The organism is Hirschia sp., from assembly GCF_058892565.1.
The window spans coordinates 1-20,309 of record NZ_JBZXVU010000055.1; the positions used below are offsets into that span (position 1 = coordinate 1).

Consider the following 20,309-nt stretch of genomic DNA (forward strand, 5'->3'; position numbering starts at 1 on the left):
TTGGTGGCTTCAATCCTGATTGCTCAATTATTCTTCGATCTGGAAGGCTGGTTTGAACAAAGACAGCGAGACATGGATGCTGACCAGATATTTAAGTCTTTGAGCAAAGAAGGCGGTGGAGCGCCGGAGCCGTTTATTCTTTATCTTCGTCCTTTTGCGTCTACCGACAAAATAGGCGCAAAGAAAACAAAACTCGTTGGGCTTGGTGCAAGTTCTATGGGCAATGGAACGCTTATGGTTGCTTCTGATAGAGTTGAATTTGAAGAAGAAATTGAAAAGGCATTGCGTCCATTGGGAAAACTGGTGGCTCTTGGCAAACCGCTTGAGCATATGGGAGCGGGCCGTATTCGGGTGGCTGATGATGTATGGCAGGACGCAATCAAATTGTTGATCGACAAGTCTGAAATGATTGTGCTTTTGCCCTCACCAAGAGAAGGTACAAGCTGGGAAGTTGAGCATTTATTGACATCTGGTGCACTGAAAAAGACCATTGTGGTTGATCCGCCAAATGACCGAGGATCGATTGAAAATGGATATGATCCAGTCAATGAATGGCGCGGTGTGGCTCAAACATTTCATGCTCATGGATATGAATTGCCAGAGGATGAAGAAGAAGGATCTTTGATTATTTTTGGTGATAATAAAAAGCCGGTGAGAACGTCTAAAATAGGTTTAAGCGGTGAAAATCAGGTCCGCAAATTTGCAAAAATGCTACAAAAGTCATTGCGAGAAAACGCGACGGACGAGATGGGGATAAAAACAGAAGATGCGTAATATTTCGAGTACAGTTTTGGCGCTGGCGGCAATGGTGTTATCCAGCATGACAACATATCTGACCTTTTTTGATGCGCGCTACACGCTGACGGCAGCAATTGCTGATGTTAAAGGGCAAGTGAACCGTGGTTTTTCATCCAATAGTGAAACAAAGAGCGCAAGCTATAGATTTTATATTGATGCATCGCTTGTTTTATCCAACAGGGGGACGCGGTCTTTGGTTGTCTCTGATGTCTCAGTCGTGAAATCATCGAACGTGGATAAGTGTGTTATTGCCGAAGACGAAAAACGGGTGCGTGTTCAGGAATATTCTGCTGATGGCAGACAAACAGCATACATCAAACCGTTTATTGTGGAGCCAGGGACGGTGGGGGCCAAGACATTCTGGATGAACCCATCATCAATTGATCAAGAGGTGGCTGCATCGGAAGAATTTGACCTAAAACCAACCCAAGATTTGTGGTGTTTTGAATGGAAGGTTTTTGATCCAAACGGCAAAAAACACGAAAATTCTATGCCTGCATTCCTGCTTGATGTGTCGTTTGACCTTGAAGAAGGGGAAACAACACCAGAAGGTATTATGAAAATTGAAGGTAAAAGTGGGCCAACAGAATTGCTAAAACGCGGCTTGTTTTAGGCTATTTTGTTCCGGGATATTTAGGGCGTGATTTGGCTCTATAATTGCGCTTTGAATACCCGTCCGCATTGCGATAAGGATCAAGCTTTTTGGCGCTTGTGCCTTGGCGACGAACGGGTTTTTCTGGTTTTTCTGGCGGCACAAAAACGCTTGATTTAGGATCAGGCTTAAGGCTTTTATCTGCTTTGGATTTATCAATTAATCCATCACGTTCGCCCGCTGTCATTGTGCGCCATTTGCCCTCTGACAGTTCACCAATATGGACATGGCCAATGCGGATACGGAAAAGATCAACCACATGCAGCTGCACCAGCTCTGCCATGCGGCGGATTTGGCGATTGCGGCCCTCTGTCAGAATAAAGCGCAGCACCTGACCGCCTTCATGCGTGACGATAGCAGGCTTGAGGGCACGGCCATCCATACGCAATCCGTGGCAGAGGCGTCTGATTTTTTCATGCGTGATAGTGCCATTCACAGTGACAAGGTATTCTTTTTCACTGTCGGCATCTGGGCCAATGACGGCTTTTGTCAGCACACCATCTTCTGTGAGGATAAGGAGGCCGCGCGAATCTTTATCGAGCCTGCCAACAGGGGCAAGGCGGGTATCACGGTCAGGGATAGTTTCAGATTGTCCTGATAAATTGGCCTTGGTGAGGAGGCGCACCGCCGGCACTTCGCCTTCATTTGGGTGTGCGGATACATAATCAATCGGCTTGTTGAGAATGACCGACATAGCGCTGGCCAGCTTGTCTGTTGCGGCATCGGCGAGGGTGAGGGTTTCACCTTTTTCGATCTTGCGACCCGGCTCTGTGACCTTGACGCCATCTATGGATATCAGCCCCTGTTCGACCAGACCTTCAGCCTCACGACGTGAGCACACACCGGACTGACCGAGCCATTTATTGATGCGTTGAGGCTCTTCGCCATCATAGGTTTTGGTCCAAGCCATACAAATCAGTCCATACTTTATGTCGAGATAGTGTGTATCTCATGTGTATATAATGTGCTGGGCGTTGTGAAATAGTTTTGAACTTCTGTCACCCCACTAACGAATGTGTGCGATGGGGGATGAATCGGGAGAGAAATGAATGTAGAGGGGGCAATTGTGGCCCGAAACGGACAGATGAATAGAATAGTCTCGTCAAAAGAGTAGCGTTCAGAGTTGCGATATACTTTTGTCTAAAAAATCAAGATAGTTTACAAATTCTGGCATAACTCCCCCTTCAATTCAAAATAAATGCAGTACATTATTCGAAAACCGTATCACGAAGACAAAACTCTTTTATCTGGACTAGCTTGTTCCTAACTTCAGATAACATTTCTTGTTCATCATTGAACTTGTGTATACCTTGTTTAAACTTGATAATTTCTAGATACTGATCACTCGTTATCCATTCAAACCTCAATACTCGAGGCACTCTTGTTCAAATTTAAAAAAAACAGCGCCGAAGTTATTTCTACGCTCTATCAATTTTGAGTTTTGGAGTATTTTATCAAAAAGCAAGACGTACTCTTCATCACTATTTTTTTGAAATGGAGCGCCATACATCTTTAGTATTCTAGCTCGATTTGACGCTTCCCCACTTTTATCAAAATAAAATCGATACTCTTCGTTATCGCCTTCAATATTGAGATAATAATTTTCTAAAGAAGGGTTTTGAATAACTGCATGATATAAAATTGCCTTAGATCGAGACTTTTTAAGCAAACTCGCATTCTCGTCTTGTTCTGCCTCGTAATATCCAACACTTCCATCTTGGAACATGATTGGATACTGCAACCCTTTCCCAAGCTCCCCTCTGCGCTGAACAACAAAATGCTCCAGTTCAACAAAAAAAACTTCTGACAACAAACCACCAATGTATGCAGAAAAACTGAGAGCTGATACATCTTTACTAAAATTAAAATCGCTCAATATCACCTTATTATTAGGATGAGATATTCGAAATTCCACCCCTAAATTGAGATCATACAACAAAAACTCATTATTATAATGCTCTTCCATTTCATATAGACGCAGCCAACGGCCATCATTTGAAATCGACACAGGATCATTTTTGCTTGAGAATGCATGCATATAATCTCGAGAGTCTTTCTTGTTAGATGCAGTACATCCATCAACGGACCGATGAACATTGAATTCTCTGACAATAGCAGATTTATTTTTCACCTCCGATCGATCTTCTGATCTTGCGTTTACAGAACAGGTCGAACAAAGGACTGCCACAATAAACAAACTTACTATTTTTTCTAACAAATGAGTCACCTCTTCCTCCAAGCTTCATTCATGGATCTTCAGATTGAGGAGAGCAGGAATGATAGGAGCAACCTAGGGCCAGTTTTGATTTCAATGCCTAATGTGATGTATGGACTTAAGATATGTGCCAAATCGCCCCCTGAAGTAGACCAATTTGACTTTAACTCCTGCAGATATAATTGGAAGTAAGCACGTCCAAATGAATTTATACCAATGTCCATTTCTGGCGAATAACAGCCATTCTCATAAATCTTCCAGTGATGGTCGATATAAATGGGGGAAGGGCTGACGAAAGCGGGAAGAAGACCTATTTAGAATAGACTTATATGAGTCGTTTTGAATAAGGGTTGTTTTCATGCTTGTGCTTTTATCGCCTGCCAAATCTTTAAATTATGATGCTGCGCCGGCAGAGCTGCCGGTGACAAAGCGTTTATTGGCGGATGATACAGCGGTTTTATCCAAAACGACGCGCGGGTTAAGCCGAGCAAAATTACGGGAATTGATGGGCATTTCCGAAGATCTTGCCAATCTCAATTATGATCGGTTTCAGGCCTTTGCGCCCGATGGAAATGCGGAGGCTGAAAAGCAGGCCGCGCTTGCGTTTAACGGCGATGTGTATATCGGGTTGGACGCTGAGACATTGGATAAAGACGCGCTTGAATGGTCTCAAAACTGTGTGCGTATTTTGTCGGGTTTTTATGGCGTGTTGCGTCCGCTGGACGGGATGCAACCTTATCGTCTTGAGATGGGCATAAAGCTGAAAACACGTCGCGGTGAAAACCTTTATGAGTTTTGGGGTAGCCGGATATCCAAGCAATTGAACGAAGATATCAAGGCGAGCGGCGGCGATGAAATCGTTGTGAATTTGGCCTCGAATGAATACTTTAAATCTGTTGATAAACAGGCACTTAAAGCGCGCATCATAACGTGTGACTTTAAGGATGTGAAAGATGGTAAAGCGCGCACGCTTGGGTTCTTCGCCAAGAAAGCGCGCGGTTTGATGGCACGCTATATTATCGAAAACCGGATTACTGAAGCTGAGGGCCTTAAAGGGTTTAACTCTGAGGGCTATAGCTTTGATGCTGAGATGTCGAGCAAAGATAAATGGGTGTTTAAACGTCCTCAACCTGCGCCAAAAGGCAAATAGAAGAGGGCCGGTTAAGCCTTCTTCTTTTTCTTGCGATTATTGCTGCTAAAGCGAATGAAAGCAAATAGCGCAGAGAACATGCCGGCAATACCGCCAATTGCGCCAATCACAGGCTCATAATCTTTGGCGAGCGTGACGATTTTATCAAGTTGTTTGACCTCAACAGAAATACGGTCACGATAGGCATCGAGTGGTTCTGCTGCGTTGGAGCCTTGGGCATAGCCAAAGATTTCAAGGATGAGCATGTGCTCACCTTCTTCAACGGGGGTGATGCGCCAATGCCAACGGTTTTGCGCGCGGGAAGATAGAATCTGGCGAGAGACGGACATAAGCTCAATCTCAAAGGCAGCACCGGTTAGTTGCGCGGCCACTTCATCGGATAACACCACATCACGCTCTACGATTTCGCCTTCAAAACCTTCTAGACCAGCTGCTGGATTTGCGGCGCTGGTGGCATCAATGATGAGAGATACATCAACAGCTTTACCAAGGGCTAAAACTTCGGGTGGACGGTTATAGGCAATGGGGCGGGATTTGAAATTGTCCAACTCGCTTGGCGTTGCCGCTTGAACAGACCGCTCGGCGACAATGGGTGCATCGGGCGTGCTTTGCGGTGAAAATCTATTCTGGTTCATTTGAGCGGGTTGGGCGTTGCCGCCAGCTGCTGTGGCGGGAAGATTATTGAGCGCTTCTATATCAACATTGCCATCTTCATCGAATAGATCGTCTGCATCCATCATGGCGGCGGAGCTATCGTCGAAGGTGTCATCCATAGGTGCGGATTCTGTTGCATAATCTTCAGCGGGAGCAGCTGCTTCTACCATTTCATATTGCTGGGGGGCTGAATTGGATGTGACGGCATCTTGCTGTGATAACCAATACCAAGCACCGCCACATGCAATGGCAATTAATGCTAATAGAAAAGAAAATGCCCGCATAAGCCCACTCCTGATTTGGGTAAACCCCAACTTTACCTGAGCGCACTTTCAATGCTTATACGCTCGCGTCAAGTCCATTTGTTAAGCTTAAACCTGAATACATAAAAAGGCCAATTGAAGACATTCTTCGGTCTAGGCAAAGGCTATACAGCGGCGCGTTTGAGGCGATCATTAATGGCTTCGCCAAGACCTTCATGAGGAATTGGCGCAATCGCTATACGATCATATTGCAGGTCGAGAATGCGCAACATTGCAAATAGATTTGCGGCAGCTTCTAGCAAATCACCTGATGTTGAGAGATTGGCTGCGACTTTGTGTTTGCTTGGACCAAAACCAAGATAGGCTTCGCCTTTTTCTGGGGAGGTTGCATCAAGGCGTAATTTTGCATTCGGTGCATAATGGCGGCGCATCATGCCGGGGCTTGCGATTTTCTCAGAAGGAGCATCCAAAGGACCTGTGATAGCTTCGATTTCTGCGCGTGGCAGAGCGCCAGGACGTAGCAGTGCGGGGCGTTCACCCACAACAGAGACAACTGTCGATTCGACGCCTGTTTTACATGGGCCACCATCGAGTATCAGGTCGACATTTCCAGAGAGCATATCTGCGACATGCTGGGCTGTGGTTGGAGACAGCGCTTCGGAAGGGTTGGCGGACGGTGCTGCAAGCGGGCAACGGGCAGCAGCGATCAGACCACGTGCAACAATGTGGCGTGGGGCTCGCAGGGCGATTGTGTCTAATCCCGCTGTTGCTAGAGCACTGACAGGGCAATACTTCGTTTTGGGTAGAACTAATGTAAGTGGACCGGGCCAGAATTTTTCAACGAGTTCTAGGGCTGCGGGTGAAAAATTGGCTAATTCTTCTGCCATTTCCATATCACTGACATGAGAAATGAGCGGATTGAAACTCGGGCGGCCCTTGGCAGCGTATATGCGGGCAACCGCTTCCCCATTGGTTGCGTCCGCTGCAAGGCCATAGACAGTCTCGGTTGGGATCGCAACGATACCGCCATCGCGAATGATCTGCGCGGCCTGTTCCATGGTATCATGGCTAGGGGATTGGATAATATTGGGCATTTATTCTGACTAATGCAGGGGTGAGGAAATTGCGGCGTATTTAAACAAACACGCCACATGTTATTTAGTTTAGTCTTGATGCGACTATTTTGACATTCATGTCTATCGTTTGTGAAATCCATTCCGCGTTTGGATCATTTTCGACTCCAAGTCCTAATGATACTCTATCAAGGCCAAAGGATGAATTCATAACAGCAGAACCATCTGCAATGTCTAATGTGAAAGGCATGCGAATAGGGAAATCTTGTCCCTTCAATGTTAGAACAGCTGTGAGTTCTAGTCCATCATCTGTTGCAAAGACACCATTGGCTGCAAAACGGGCTTCCGGGTATGTTTTAACATCGAAGAAATCTGTGCCGACAAGAGATTTGTCGCTATATGTGTCGCCGGTTTTGGCGCTTGCAGTGTCGACAATAACTTCTATTTGAGCGGCTTGCATTGTGTCGGGGTCATAATTGATTTTTGCAGTCCAGCTTTCAAACTGACCTTCAAACGGCTTCTTGTTGTAAATCCCAGAAAAGCCGATTGTGCTCTCTTCCTTGTTGATTTCCCAATTTGGAATAATTTCAACAGGCGCTTGTTGTTGTGGTGTTTCATTTGGTGCGGGTTTGGCGTCAGCATTGCCGATAAACATACCAAGACCGACAATGATTGCAAAGAAAGCAGCAGCGCCGCCAAAAGCAACCAATACGCCTTTTGCAGGTTGAGCAACCCCATCCGTTGAGCCAAATATTCCGGGTAGCATGCGAGCCATAAGACCATCCTTATCAATGAATTGATGCTTTAAAGCACCGGCCACGTGAAGCCCAAGCAGGACAATGGCAACCCAAGCAAGCTTGCTGTGAGCATTTTCCAAAAATGGGTCAATGGCGTGTTTTGTTTCTTCCGTTAAGTTTGGAAGGATAGGTAAATGTGGCCAAGAGAATGTGTTATATATAATCGTTGGTAGCCCGTGTGTCGAGGCAGAAACCAACATCCAGCCAGTTAATGGCATAAGGATCATCAGGCCATAAAAACCAATATGAACAGCTTTGGCTATCAGTGCTTGTGTATGCTCCATGGGAACTTCTTCGGGCGGCTTGTTCATCACTCGCCAAAGGATACGTGCGACTGTCAGGACAAGAATTGAGACACCGATTGATTTGTGAAGTTGATATAAATCGCCTCTAATGGCAGATGTTCTAGGCAAATCCCCCATATACCAGCCAAGCGCAATCATGCCGATTATGGCAAAGGCCAAAATCCAGTGCAGGGCAATTGCAACTGCTGAATAGCGGTGTTTCATGAGGGACATGGAAATTCTCCAATTTGTAGGCGTGTATTTTCTGCAAGGCAGAGTAAAAACTATATTAGAACTAGTCTTCGCTAAATTCTACTTCAATCTGAAATCTGACTTCATCACTTACCGTGTTGGGCAATAAAGACGTCATACCAAATTCAGAACGATTGAATGACCCATTTGCTGAAAATCCAATAATCGCTTTGCCAGGTGCCCAAGGGACAGAGTTAGATCCGTGGAAAATGACATTCATTTCAATGGGTTTTATGGTGCCTAACATATTTAGATCACCTGTCAGGACACCTGTATTTTCACCGGTGATGGCGATATTTGTCGATGAAAATGAAATGTCAGGATATGTATTGGCAGATAAAAACCGATCATCCGTGGCTAATTCATTGTCCCATTCTTTGCCTTTTTCAGGGTGATTAGCACTTATAGATAATGGATTGATGACTGCTGATACGGAGGATGTTTCTGGTGCGTCTGGTTTGAAATCAATACTGGCATCAAAGTCTTCAAACCGCATTGTGTACCAAGCCAATCCCATGTGCTGGACCGAAAAAACAAGAGAGGCATGTGATTTGTCGAGTGAATAATTACCAGATTGAACCTCACTGACAGCTTGTTTGGGCGGAGAAATACATGCTGACAGTGAGAGAAGCGCTACGAGAGCAGGAGCAAATAGAAACTTATTCGTCAATGTCGATGTATTCGTTTTCATCGGAGGCCTCCAGCCAACTAAATTGGTATAACCAGTAGACGCAAAACGCCCCACTTTAGCAATGGTAAAGCGGGGCGAATTAAATGAATAGTTTGTGAAGTCGCTGAGCTTATTCTGCTGCTGTTTCTTCTTCAGCTTGAACAAATTCTGCTGAAATCTTGATTGTGACTTCATCGCCGATTCCATTGTCGACGTGTTTGGTCAGGCCGTAATCTGAGCGTGTGATTGTTGTAGTAGCATCAAAGCCGATAACATCTAGATCACCAAGCCAAGGCTTGTTGCCAACACCATTATACGTGACATCAAGATCGATTGTTTTTGTAACGCCCAAGAATGTGAGATCACCTGTCACGATACCTGTGTTTGGTCCCGTTACTTTAGCAGATGTAGAGTTAAAAGTGATGGCTGGGAATTCAGCTGCTTTGAAAAAGTCATTTGCCAATTCTGTGTGCCACTCATCCGCTTTTGTCGGGTGGTCTGTTTCTACAGATGTTGGGTCGATGGACGCTGTTACAGTTGATGCAGCAGGGTTTGCAGGATCAAAGTTTATGCTTGCATCCCAGTCTGTGAATTTTGCTGTGTATGTGGACAGACCGCCATGGCTCAATTCCCAGAAAAGGAAAGCGTGGGTTTTTTCAACATTGTAAACGCCTGCAGCTGTTTCAGCCAATTGCGCAGCGACAGCTTCGGCAGCTGCTGTATCAACTGCTTCAACAGCTGGTGTGGTTTCTTGAGGAGCCGCTTCTGCAGTTGCGTTCTCTGGTTGGCACGCCACAAGTGCAAGCAAGGAAACACTTGCTAGCGTTCCCAGAATAGTTGTTTTCTTCATGGTTTATCTCTCTGCTGAATAAAAGGTCATTACGGCATATGTAAGGATCGAATGCAAAGCGCATATGTTCGGTTTGATCACTTTTTTGTGAAGATCTGAGATGTTGGATTAAACATAAACGCCTCAAGCTTGTACAATTAACGATAAGGTCTACATAGATCTAGAAATCATAGAAAATTGCTTATTGTGAATCTGAAAGAAAGTTTTGCCCATGCAAATGAGAAAACTCGGACGAACGGATATTGATGTGTCGGCCTGTTGTCTTGGAACGATGACTTATGGACAGCAAAATACTGAGGCTGAAGGCCATCAACAGATGGATTACGCGTTGGACCGAGGCGTGAATTTCTTCGATACGGCAGAGCTTTATTCTATTCCGCCCAAAGAAGAGACATATGGCAGCACTGAAAAAGTGATCGGTAGCTGGTTTAAGCAGACAGGTAAGCGCGATAAGGTTATTCTTGCCACCAAAATTGCCGGTCGTTCGACAATGACTTGGATGCGCGGGGAAAAGAAATATGATCTTCTGCGCGTGACGAAAGAGCAGATTGATATTGCGGTAGAGCAAAGTTTGTCGCGATTGCAGACTGACTATATCGACCTTTATCAAATTCATTGGCCTGACCGCAAAGCTGAGATTTTCGGATCAAAATTATCAGAAGCTGATTGGGATAGTGAATATGAAGCCTTTGAAACGCAATTAGAGGCGCTCAACACGCATGTTGAAAAGGGCAATATTCGTCATATTGGTTTGTCGAATGAGCGCTCTTGGGGGGTGATGCGTTTCATCCAAGAAGCTGAAAAGCGTGGACTTCCGCGCGTCGCGTCTATTCAAAATGCTTTTAGCTTGCTCAACAGAAGCTTTGAAGGTGATCTTGAAGAAGTTTGCCGTCATGAAAATGTGTCTCTACTAGCCTATTCCCCTTTGGCGCAAGGTATTCTAACCGGGAAATATCGTGATGGTGCTTTGCCGCAAGGGTCTCGCAAGCAGCTATTTGATCGCCTCCAGCGGTATGAGGGGCCGATTGCTGAAAAAGCGACGAATGCATATTTGGATCTTGCGCAAGAGCTAGATGTTGACCCAACACAATTGGCAATTCGTTTTTGTGATACGCGGCCATATATGGGGGCTACGATTATTGGGGCGACAACAATGGACCAATTGAAAACCTGTATTGATGCATTTGATCTGGAATGGACAAGTGTGATGGAAGATTGCGTGAATGCAATTCATCAAGTCCAGCCAAATCCTTGTCCATAAAGGCATATTATGGGGCGGGGCGCTATATGCGTCCCGCAGCCATATCCAGAGCGACAGACACAATAGTTTCCGGATTGAGACGTCGCGTCAGGCCTTCGTAAAATTTAGCGACGGAGCTGGTTTGACTCGCGTTTAGTTGATATGAGCCAAGCAAACCGCGTTTATCGAGTGCTTTTAAAAGCATGGTGACATATTCAGATGTTTTGACCATGGATAGTTTGTTGCGTGCTTCCATGAAAGCAATAAAATTGGGATCGTCGGGTGAGCCAAGCTTTATTGGTTTTTTAGGCGGTTGCATGGCTTCTACGAATTCGTTTGTAGATAGGTCGGTGAGATCCTCATAGATATCTAGCAGGTCTTCATTCGTGAATTTTGGGCGGGCACGTTTTATCATGTCCAGAACGCGCTGTGTGCTCTCTTGCATATCAAGGCTCCTGACGTTTCCTGTTTACTATGTTCCAGAAAATCAGAGTTTACCTCTTTCTTCAATGCGTTGGATTATGTGGCGGGATTTTTCTGGTCTTAGCTTGTTTTTCGTTTGCTTATAATGGCGAGTGCAATGCCGCCTAAAATAAGCGTAGATGCGATTGTAAAGCGCAGTGTCCAATTTTCTGATAATAGAAATGTACCACCTATACCGGCAAGAACAGGCACGGACAATTGAGAGATTGCCGCTCTGCTTGTGGTGAGTTTAGGAAGCACGCTATACCAAAGCGCATAACCTAAGCCGGATGTAATGGCACCTGAGGCAACCGCTAGAGCAATCCCCATCGGGTTGAAATCAAATGGGCGGATCAATATCAGTGTCAGGGGGACGGTTAGCAAAAAATTACCTGCTGAAGCAGAGAGTGCAGAAGATGATTTTTGACCTCGAATAGAGTATATTCCCCACGCAATGCCAGAAATAGCCATTAGCACAGCGGCAATTGGATCGGGTGCTGATACACCGGGTGAAACGAGCCAAATCAGTGCCCCGAAAGCGACTAGACTTCCGAATATTTCTCCTAAAGTGAATTTGTATTTTTGGACTATGGCCCATCCCATCATGGTGAGCTGGACACAGGCAAACAGGATAAGAGCACCAAGGCCAGTATCTATTGCGACATAGGAGAATGAAAATGCCGCTGCGTATAAAAATAAGCTGAAAGCTGAAATGATATTGCTGCCGGCAAATGCTGTTTTGTTGAACCCGTTTTTAAAACTAGCCAATAGGCCCAGCACGATCGCACCAGATATGAGGCGGATTAGCGTATAGTTGGCGGGGTCAATTAACGCCGCTTGGGTTGGTGTTTCGGTGAGGGCGAGGCGGCCTAGCACGGAATTAGCAGCAAAAGCCAGCATTGCCAGAAAGGTCAGTAAAAATATACGCAATTGAGTTTGATGCTCGCGACTGGAGTTAGACGAGCACAGAGACTAGTCTTCAAACGGGATGTTCGTGTGTGAACCACGCAATTTTGGGTGGTTCGGGATTAAAATTAGAGTGCCGCCAATACAAGCTGCCACACCGAAGATATAGACTAGATATTCAAGCACCCAGCCTGGTTTGTTAAAAACATTGGTCATGATGGACTGAGAGTCCGGTAGGCCAAATTCTAGCTCTTTGGCGAGATTTAATAATTCCATCGCGTAGGTGTAATTATCGATTTGTGCATTGTAGTTTAGATACATAAACCCGCTATAAGCCATAAACAAAACGAGGCGTGACGCCCAGTTTACACGATCTGGATTTATCATAAACAGCAAACCAAAAATCGCGATATGCACACTTACGAAAAATTGCCACGTATTGGAAATCAACTCTCTGTGTTGGCCAATCAATTCATGGATTTGCAACAGGCTTTCGGCATTGATCATCTGGTCCATATTCGTCCCCATCGAGCATATATAATTTAAACGCTGCGCATCGAATGTAGGACTTTATGGTAAATCTTGTGCAGTTTGGCAATCAATCAAACTCAAATGCTGTAAATGCATACAGCAGACAAGACGGCTTCCTTTTTTGATAAGAAATACCGTCTCGCCGCACGCGGAGGAAAGAGTTTATTCGGCGTATTTGTATTCTAGTGGAAAGACCATATTGTAAGTGGTGACGGGTACGCCGGAAGCATCTTTAGTTGGTGAGAACAACGCTTTGCGAACTGCGCGTTCAGCGGATGCATTGAAAACGGCATCAGAACAATCAGCGACTACATTGAAAGGGCGTCCTTGTGGATCTAGGGCGAAGGCTACATCACAGAGGCCAGATAAACCTTGGTGCAAGGCTTTTCTGGGATAGGTTGGTAGAGGTTGTCGGATGGGGATTGCCGTTGATGGTCCATTATAGGTGCCCGTTGCAATAACCGGAATTTGCGAAACCAAATCCGGCGCTGAATTATTTATGATTGGTATATTCAAACTAGGTGCATCTGAAGCAGTAATACTAATAGCAGGCGCAGCTGGAGGGATGGGTGTTTTGATTATCTCGATATCAAGATAACTTGACGGTGCTGGGGGTGGGATAGTTTCAACCGTAAATGCCCGTAATGTAAAGTCCTTTGCTTTTTGCATGTTTATCGCATCTATGCGGATTAGATATTCCATCGTACAGAACAGCGCTAGCGTGATCACAGTGGCTATTGCGCCAGCCATAAGCAGGTTAATTGATTTTTTCTGAGGTGTTCGAACATGTGTTTCAGATGTGTCTGAAAGCATGGAGATTGAATTCGGATCGAGAACAGCAGCGGACATAGTTTCCCCCCTAAGAAAATAGACAGATGAAATTATTATCGTATTGTTTCAGGCTAAAGTTGAATAAGTTTCAGGTCAATTTATCCTAAAGTTGTATATCAATCCAAGCTGGCCCAGTGATCTGGTTTCCAGTTTATGCCGCGATTATCAAGAAATATTTTGATTTGTTCAAACGGATTTGAATCTTGATCCCCGAATAAAGTTTTTAGGTTTTTCAGTATATCGGCGTTTTCATCACCCGTTTTTGCGCGAGGTTTTGCAGCTTTATCTAGCACACGTTTAAGCGCCCCTAATTGGCCCTGTTCAACAATGATATACCACTCATCATCAATACCGCCACTGCATATGGATAACCGGTCACTTGCGTCAAAACTTGCTGTGACCATCCAGAAATTGGGTGTTTCTCTTTCAAATAGAGTGACATCATAGGTATCTAAATTCTTGTCAGAAGTGCGCATATTGTTGGCCTTAGTGTCACGTCTTGAGATGAAGTTTGATTTTAGGTGATAAAACAACAAAATAAAGTGGAAATATTCTGCTCTTAGATTGGCTCTCCTTGGGGCAGGTGTACTTTGTTTCAGAAGGCTGTTTATTGTTTACGCCTATAAAACACTGTTTGGACCTTATTACCCCAAAGGACTTTCTCTATGATCAAAGCATATGCCGCATTTGAAGCTAAAGGTGAGTTGAAACCATTTGAATATGATCCGGGAGTTCTAGGGCGGGATGAAGTAGAGATAGATGTGCATTATTGCGGTATCTGTCACAGTGATCTTAGCATGATTGATAATGACTGGGGATTTAGTGCTTATCCGTTAGTGCCCGGACATGAGGTTGTAGGTGTGATTGCGGCAGTGGGTGAGGATGTGAAATCTTTTTCCATTGGTCAAAATGTGGGGCTTGGTTGGCATTCGGGCTATTGCAATGAATGCAAGCATTGCGGGGCTGGGGACCAGAATTTATGTGAGAAAGTGCAGCCAACAATTGCAGGGCATTATGGGGGCTTTGCCGATAAGGTGCGGGCGCAGGCTCAGAGTGTGGTGGCGATACCGGAGGGAATAGACCTTGAAACGGCGGGGCCAATGTTTTGCGGGGGTGTGACTGTGTTTAATCCGCTTGTGCAATATGACATTCCGCCGACCAGTAAAGTGGCTGTGATTGGCATTGGCGGTTTAGGGCATTTAGCGCTTCAATTTTTGAACGCGTGGGGATGTGAAGTAACGGCTTTTACATCTAGCGAAAGCAAGATTGAGGAAGCTAAAAAACTGGGCGCGCACCACACGTTAAATTCGCGTGATAAGGCCGAAATAAAGAGCGCGAAAGGCCGGTTTGATGTCATCATTTCCACGGTAAATGTGGCTTTGAATTGGAATTTATACCTATCGACGCTGGCACCTAAAGGGCGATTGCATTTTGCAGGGGCAACATTGGAGCCGCTTGATATCAGTGTGTTTGCGTTGATGGAGCAGCAAAAATCGGTCTCATCATCATCGGTTGGCAGTCCGCAAACCATTGCGACAATGCTTGAATTTGCCAAACGCCATGACATTAAGCCACACATTGAAATGTTCCGCATGGATCAGGTGAATGAAGCGATGGACCGTCTAAAATCTGGCGATGTGCATTATCGCGTCGTGCTTTCCAACAAATAGACATCTGTTTAAGCGCGTAAACCAACAAAAATATCTGCATTGGGAGATTGCCCGATGCAGGTATGCCCGATGCAGGCATGAATGTGGTTGGTAAACGGGGCGCAAGGCGCACAGTCTGGCCGCAATGTGTGTGCTGGCGGGTGGCCAGCTGGTAACGCAGCCCGAAGGTGCGCCTCGCAAAATGGTTTTGGCTTATCGCAAAGCCACTGAAGGGGCGGGCAATGCCCCCAAGACCTGACCTGTATTTACAATTTACAAGCCTATCTCCCTTCAGCCCTGCAACTTAGATAACGCACCGTTTCGTTATCCAGTATTGGCAGGCCCATTCCTCCAATTCCACACGTCGGTCGCGAGCCGCCCCTGAAGATTGGATGCAGCAAGTATGGGGTGAGGTTTTAAGCAGGAGGATAAGTTTTGAGATTTCCATACTGGTTTTAGAAATACTTAGGCATTTATTTGTTGCTGGATACAACTTCACGTGTTTTGAATGTTAACGACGGGTTGATGCGTGTTCTCGAGTTTCTTGAGTTCCGATTTTGGGGACGAAGATTGATTTTTTTATCGTATAGTAGTGAAAATCAGAAGCAAGCTGATCGCGTTTCTCAGTTTATGAGTGAGCATGGATTCGAAAATTGGCAAGATGATCAAAAGTTGAAGCCGGGCGATGAGTTTGAGGATATTATTATTAGAAAGGTGCAAACTTCACGTTGTCTAGTTTTATTACTGACGAGAGCATCTTTAAAAAGTGAGTGGGTAAAAAAAGAAGTTGAAACAGCAATCGCTTCGAATATTCCCATAATCCCAATTTCGAATGTGCCAGCAGTTGAATTGCGGGACGAAATTGATGAAAGCTCTGCATGGGCATCTAATTTATTCAAAGTATCCAGTTCATTAGTTATCATGTTCAACTTACCCAGAACATATTAAATAAGCTTTTAGAAGCTCTGGAATGGCGCTTGAGTGAAGATGCGCTGGCTTCCATCTTTTCATTTGTGAATTTTAAAGGTGGCATAGGAAAAACAAGTTTGTGCGCTTCAGCTGCATGTTGTTTTGCATCTAAGCACAACAAGCGGGTTTTATTGATAGATTTAGACCCTCAAGAAAATTTAAGTGACCTGCTTTTGACGCGGCATGCGTTGGCGGTCGCATCTGCTGAGGGGCATACTGCTCTTTCTCTTTTTGAACCGAAAAGGGTCTGTAAAAAAGTAGGGCGTGAGTACGACTTTAAATTCCTTATGGCATTTGCCCATGATGTTGAAACTAACTGGTCTTCATTGGCTATGAAAATATCTGATTCAGCAAGTAATGGGTCACTTTCCATCATACCGGCTGATTATCGGATGATGAAATTCGCTAAAGCATCAGTTACAGCTCAAGAAGTGTATTTATATAATTTTTCAAAATCAGTGCGTGCATTGTCTAGATATTATGATGCAATTTTTATTGATTCTGGCCCATCGGCTTCTTTGCTGACTCATTGTGCCTTAAAGTTTGCAGATAACATTATTTCACCTGTTAGAGCTGATTACAATGCTGTGCGTGGTCTTTATTCAATGCAACAGGCTGCTCTAAACGTCTTTGATTGTGATATTGATGGGAAAACCTATCCAGTGTTCAATTTTTATAGATTGAATAATGTAACAGAAAGAGATTTTGCAAACGACTTTTCAAAGTCTGCGGATAAAATTTCAAGCTTAGTTTCCTTCGTTAAAAACAAAGTTTTGGAGACCCGTATTCCTTTAACTCAAGGAATGATTGGCGTCGAAAAATATCTGAATGCGGCGTTAAATAGTGAGTTAAAAGACATTTCTTTCGGAGCAGCAAACGAATCTATGCATGCTCTGTCAGATGAGTTGTTATTGATATCTGATGCGGGGACCAAAAAATGAATTCTAAATCGCAGGAGCTTTTGGCTCTAATAAAGAAAAGCCGCTCCAAACCAAATATTACAGCGAGCCATGTGGAAGAGTTCCTTGCGGATTATGAACGTTTAGGAAGGACAGAATTTTTAAACCTAGTCGCAAAAGAATTAGAAAAACCAGCGCGGGCAGTAAAATCATCTCGAAAGCCACCACATCCATTATCAGGTGCTCTAAAAAGTGCTCAGACGCGCACAGGGATGAAAGCCGCTGAGTTCAAAAAAACGGTGTTGGACTCTATTGATTTTAATAAATATGCAGAGTTGAAGCGGCCTGCCACTAGCGTATCTTTAACGAAAATGCTGGAAGTTCTGTCCACTGTTATTACGCAGGGTGATTTAGAGCGCATTATTGAGCAGGTTGGAGAACGTTACAGACTGAAGCGTTGAGGACATGTATCCTTGTAGTCTGCCCTATCCCTTTGGGACGGGGGATGGGTTTTCGGGGTGCATGGCGCGTTGGATGGAGAGTTTGCGCTCGCGTAGGGCGATATAGATGCCTGATCCGATGATGAGGGGCGTGCCCAGCCATAAGGTTGGGCTGGGGATTTGATCCCAGAACACATATCCAAGGGCTGTGGCAAATATCAGATTTGAATAATCCATCGGCATCACAACAGCAATATTAGCTAGCCGCAGGGATTCTGACAGGGCGAGTTGTCCAACTGTGCCAAGAATAGATATTGCGATTAATAGCCCAAATACCTCTAAAGAATGCATCTGGCCCACCCATATCATGGCGATTCCGGTGATGGGGACGCCCAGAAGCGTGTAGGTGAAGACAATGCTGGCGGCGCTCTCCGTGGTGGCGAGTTTGCGGATAATGATTGTGGTGGCTGCACCAAAAATTGCGCCCGTCATGGCCACGGCTGCGCCAAGTAGGGGGATTTCATTGTGCCAAGGCTGCATGGCGATAACAATGCCTGAAAAGCCGACAAGAACGGCTATCCAACGCCTTATGCCGACAAATTCCGAGAGGAAAATCACGGAGAATATTGTGGCGATCATGGGCACGGTAAAACCGATTGTGGCGGCCTCGGCCATGGGCAATAGCATGACGGCGAGGAAATTTGCGCCCATGGCAATAATGCCCAATATTGCCCGCGCCAAATGTGCGCCATAGCGCGTGCTTTTAAGATTGGTGAGGCCGCCTTTACGGCTGATAATCCATGCGCCTGTGACGATTGTGCCAAACAGGAAGCGATAGAATAATACCTCAATGACATGCACATCTTGTTCACCGACATATTTCACAAGGGCGAACATGCAGGCGAGTGTCGCAATCGCAAACAAGCGGATGGCAAGGCCGGTAATGGGTCTATCTTGGTGGGCGCTTGTTTGGTTCATGCGGCGTATTTAGCCTTTGGGGAATGGCGTTTGAAAAGCCCTATCGTTTTGTCTCTGATAGGGCTTTTCGGATTTGAAGTGTCGCTAGAACCTAGAGGTCTGCATACATGTGTTTTTCGTGTTTGGCACCGGGATGTGTGCACGCGCCAAGGTGGGCTGGGCCAACTGTTTGGACGTATTTGTATAGCGCGCCGGTGGCGTAGAGGTTTTCTTTGGGTACAAAGTCTGCGCGGCGTTTGGCAAGCTCTTCCTCGTCAACTTCAAGGTCGATTGTGCCTTTGATCGCGTCGATTGAGATGATGTCGCCATCTTTTACAAGACCGATAGGGCCGCCATCATAAGCTTCGGGTGTGACGTGTCCGATACAGAAACCACGTGTAGCACCAGAGAAGCGTCCATCTGTGATGAGAGCCACTTTATCGCCCATGCCTTGGCCGTATAGGGCGGCTGTTGTGGCGAGCATTTCACGCATGCCGGGGCCGCCTTTAGGGCCTTCATAACGGATAACCAGCACTTCGCCTTCTTTGTATGTTTTGTCGCGCACGGCTTCAAAACAATCATCTTCAGAATCGAAGACACGCGCTGGGCCGCTAAATGTTTGGTGGGCCAATCCGGCGACTTTCACAATTGCGCCATCAGGTGCCATAGAACCTTTCAAGCCGACAACACCGCCTGTCGGTGAAAGCGGGTTTGTGACGGGGTAGATGACTTTTTGTGTTGGGTCGAATTTTACGTCTTCAAGGTTTTCGGCCAATGTCTTACCGGTCACAGTGATACAATCACCGTTCAGGTATCCGCCATCTAGCATTGTGCGCATGAGCATTGGCATGCCGCCGGCTTCACCCATGTCTTTGGCCACATAGCGCCCGCCTGGTTTTAGGTCGGCAAGGTAAGGGGTTTTCTTGAAGATTTCAGCCACGCGCTCTAGGGGGAAATCAATACCTGCTTCATTGGCCATAGCTGGAAGGTGAAGACCAGCATTCGTCGATCCACCTGTGGCGGCAACAACGGCTGCGGCGTTTTCAAATGCCTCAAGCGTACAGATATCACGCGGACGCAGATTGCGCTCAATCAATGCCATTACAGCTTCACCTGTGGCAACAGCGTATTCATCGCGGCTTATATAAGGTGCTGGTAGAGCAGATGAGAGAGGGAGCGCAAGACCGATGGCTTCAGAGACACATGCCATTGTGTTGGCTGTAAATTGACCACCACACGCACCCGCACCCGGACATGCGACTTTCTCAAGTTTGTTGAGCTTTTCTTCGTTCATATTGTTTGCGCCAACGGCATAGGAACCAACTGCTTCAAACACGTCTAGCACGGTGACGTCTTTGTCTTCAAAGCGGCCCGGCATGATGGAACCACCATAAAGGAAAGCGGATGGAACGTTTAGGCGCAACATGGCCATCATCATACCCGGAAGGGATTTATCACACCCAGCAATACCAACAAGCGCATCGTAAAAATGCCCGCGAATTGTAAGCTCAACGGAGTCTGCAATCACATCACGCGATACAAGGGAAGAGCGCATGGCTTCTGTTCCCATTGCGATACCGTCAGTTACTGTGATTGTACAAAATTCGCGTGGTGTTCCATTGGCTTTTTTAACGCCTTCAGACACAGCGTGAGCCTGTCGTTGAAGGGCGATATTACATGGGGCTGCTTCATTCCATGCAGACGCGACACCCACGAATGGTTGTTCAATTTCCTTCGTCCCGAGACCCATAGCGTAATAGTATGAGC

At 45.7% G+C, this 20,309-nt stretch carries 22 protein-coding genes; 8 read left to right on the forward strand and 14 right to left on the reverse strand.

The window, feature by feature from the left end:
• Both AC5EF3_RS15855 and AC5EF3_RS15860 read left to right on the forward strand, forming a co-directional pair.
• Window positions 1-774, forward strand: a 774-nt coding sequence (locus AC5EF3_RS15855) for a hypothetical protein (protein WP_493548732.1), incomplete at its 5' end; no start/stop codon positions are given.
• Window positions 767-1,411 (forward strand): hypothetical protein, encoded by a 645-nt coding sequence (locus AC5EF3_RS15860; protein ID WP_493548733.1) that lies wholly within the window; start codon window positions 767-769, stop codon window positions 1,409-1,411. The genes AC5EF3_RS15855 and AC5EF3_RS15860, both read left to right, overlap by 8 nt.
• A gap of 1 nt (window position 1,412) precedes the next feature.
• Here AC5EF3_RS15860 and AC5EF3_RS15865 read toward each other — a convergent pair whose 3' ends face one another.
• Together AC5EF3_RS15865 and AC5EF3_RS15870 are read right to left on the reverse strand one after the other, a co-directional pair.
• Window positions 1,413-2,360, reverse strand: coding sequence for a pseudouridine synthase (locus AC5EF3_RS15865; protein ID WP_493548734.1), 948 nt, complete (start codon window positions 2,358-2,360; stop codon window positions 1,413-1,415).
• Between the two features lie 453 nt (window positions 2,361-2,813).
• The gene (locus tag AC5EF3_RS15870) at window positions 2,814-3,677 is read right to left on the reverse strand and encodes a hypothetical protein (protein WP_493548735.1); all 864 of its coding nucleotides are present in this window, start codon (window positions 3,675-3,677) and stop codon (window positions 2,814-2,816) included.
• Window positions 3,678-4,023: 346 nt separating this feature from the next.
• On the opposite strand from AC5EF3_RS15870, the gene yaaA reads away from it, so the two are divergent.
• Window positions 4,024-4,815 carry a peroxide stress protein YaaA gene (yaaA, locus tag AC5EF3_RS15875; RefSeq protein ID WP_493548736.1) on the forward strand — a complete coding sequence of 264 codons (792 nt, stop codon included), beginning with the start codon at window positions 4,024-4,026 and terminating at the stop codon, window positions 4,813-4,815.
• A gap of 11 nt (window positions 4,816-4,826) precedes the next feature.
• Here the strand turns inward: yaaA and AC5EF3_RS15880 are convergent, their stop codons facing one another.
• The 5 genes from AC5EF3_RS15880 to AC5EF3_RS15900 all read right to left on the reverse strand — a co-directional run bounded on the left by AC5EF3_RS15880 (window position 4,827) and on the right by AC5EF3_RS15900 (window position 9,658).
• The gene (locus AC5EF3_RS15880) at window positions 4,827-5,753 is read right to left on the reverse strand and encodes a hypothetical protein (RefSeq protein WP_493548737.1); all 927 of its coding nucleotides are present in this window, start codon (window positions 5,751-5,753) and stop codon (window positions 4,827-4,829) included.
• Window positions 5,754-5,896: 143 nt separating this feature from the next.
• Window positions 5,897-6,826 carry an L-threonylcarbamoyladenylate synthase gene (locus AC5EF3_RS15885; protein WP_493548738.1) on the reverse strand — a complete coding sequence of 310 codons (930 nt, stop codon included), beginning with the start codon at window positions 6,824-6,826 and terminating at the stop codon, window positions 5,897-5,899.
• A gap of 64 nt (window positions 6,827-6,890) precedes the next feature.
• Window positions 6,891-8,120 carry a cytochrome b/b6 domain-containing protein gene (locus tag AC5EF3_RS15890; RefSeq protein WP_493548739.1) on the reverse strand — a complete coding sequence of 410 codons (1,230 nt, stop codon included), beginning with the start codon at window positions 8,118-8,120 and terminating at the stop codon, window positions 6,891-6,893.
• 61 nt (window positions 8,121-8,181) lie between these two features.
• Window positions 8,182-8,829 (reverse strand): YceI family protein, encoded by a 648-nt coding sequence (locus tag AC5EF3_RS15895; protein ID WP_493548740.1) that lies wholly within the window; start codon window positions 8,827-8,829, stop codon window positions 8,182-8,184.
• Between the two features lie 109 nt (window positions 8,830-8,938).
• Entirely contained in the window at window positions 8,939-9,658 is a 720-nt protein-coding gene (locus AC5EF3_RS15900) for a YceI family protein (protein WP_015827009.1), read from the reverse strand.
• A 211-nt stretch (window positions 9,659-9,869) separates the two neighbouring features.
• Between AC5EF3_RS15900 and AC5EF3_RS15905 the strand changes: the two genes are divergently transcribed.
• Complete coding sequence (locus AC5EF3_RS15905) at window positions 9,870-10,919, forward strand: aldo/keto reductase (RefSeq protein WP_493548741.1); 1,050 nt, start codon at window positions 9,870-9,872, stop codon at window positions 10,917-10,919.
• A 22-nt stretch (window positions 10,920-10,941) separates the two neighbouring features.
• Here AC5EF3_RS15905 and AC5EF3_RS15910 read toward each other — a convergent pair whose 3' ends face one another.
• From AC5EF3_RS15910 to AC5EF3_RS15930, 5 genes are all read right to left on the reverse strand, one after another.
• Window positions 10,942-11,343: a hypothetical protein gene (locus AC5EF3_RS15910; protein ID WP_493548742.1), complete on the reverse strand. Its 402-nt coding sequence runs from the start codon at window positions 11,341-11,343 to the stop codon at window positions 10,942-10,944.
• Window positions 11,344-11,441: 98 nt separating this feature from the next.
• Window positions 11,442-12,290, reverse strand: a complete 849-nt coding sequence (locus AC5EF3_RS15915) for a DMT family transporter (RefSeq protein WP_493548743.1) — start codon at window positions 12,288-12,290, stop codon at window positions 11,442-11,444.
• Between the two features lie 42 nt (window positions 12,291-12,332).
• Entirely contained in the window at window positions 12,333-12,782 is a 450-nt protein-coding gene (locus AC5EF3_RS15920; protein ID WP_493548744.1) for a hypothetical protein, read from the reverse strand.
• A 177-nt stretch (window positions 12,783-12,959) separates the two neighbouring features.
• On the reverse strand, window positions 12,960-13,646 hold the full coding sequence (locus AC5EF3_RS15925) for an energy transducer TonB (RefSeq protein WP_041301434.1): 687 nt from the start codon (window positions 13,644-13,646) through the stop codon (window positions 12,960-12,962).
• Between the two features lie 98 nt (window positions 13,647-13,744).
• Entirely contained in the window at window positions 13,745-14,104 is a 360-nt protein-coding gene (locus tag AC5EF3_RS15930) for a hypothetical protein (protein ID WP_493548745.1), read from the reverse strand.
• 189 nt (window positions 14,105-14,293) lie between these two features.
• Here AC5EF3_RS15930 and ahr point away from each other — a divergent pair, with 189 nt between their 5' ends.
• From ahr to AC5EF3_RS15950, 4 genes are all read left to right on the forward strand, one after another.
• Entirely contained in the window at window positions 14,294-15,298 is a 1,005-nt protein-coding gene (gene ahr, locus AC5EF3_RS15935) for an NADPH-dependent aldehyde reductase Ahr (protein WP_493548746.1), read from the forward strand.
• 549 nt (window positions 15,299-15,847) lie between these two features.
• Complete coding sequence (locus tag AC5EF3_RS15940) at window positions 15,848-16,225, forward strand: toll/interleukin-1 receptor domain-containing protein (protein WP_493548747.1); 378 nt, start codon at window positions 15,848-15,850, stop codon at window positions 16,223-16,225.
• 29 nt (window positions 16,226-16,254) lie between these two features.
• Window positions 16,255-17,187: a ParA family protein gene (locus AC5EF3_RS15945; RefSeq protein ID WP_493548748.1), complete on the forward strand. Its 933-nt coding sequence runs from the start codon at window positions 16,255-16,257 to the stop codon at window positions 17,185-17,187.
• On the forward strand, window positions 17,184-17,606 hold the full coding sequence (locus tag AC5EF3_RS15950) for a hypothetical protein (protein ID WP_493548749.1): 423 nt from the start codon (window positions 17,184-17,186) through the stop codon (window positions 17,604-17,606). The genes AC5EF3_RS15945 and AC5EF3_RS15950 overlap by 4 nt, the downstream gene beginning before the upstream one ends.
• 24 nt (window positions 17,607-17,630) lie before the next feature.
• Here AC5EF3_RS15950 and AC5EF3_RS15955 read toward each other — a convergent pair whose 3' ends face one another.
• A complete protein-coding gene (locus AC5EF3_RS15955; RefSeq protein ID WP_493548750.1) occupies window positions 17,631-18,563 on the reverse strand; it encodes a DMT family transporter in 933 nt (310 codons plus the stop codon).
• A 91-nt stretch (window positions 18,564-18,654) separates the two neighbouring features.
• Window positions 18,655-20,309, reverse strand: a 1,655-nt coding sequence (ilvD, locus tag AC5EF3_RS15960) for a dihydroxy-acid dehydratase (protein ID WP_493548751.1), incomplete at its 5' end; no start/stop codon positions are given.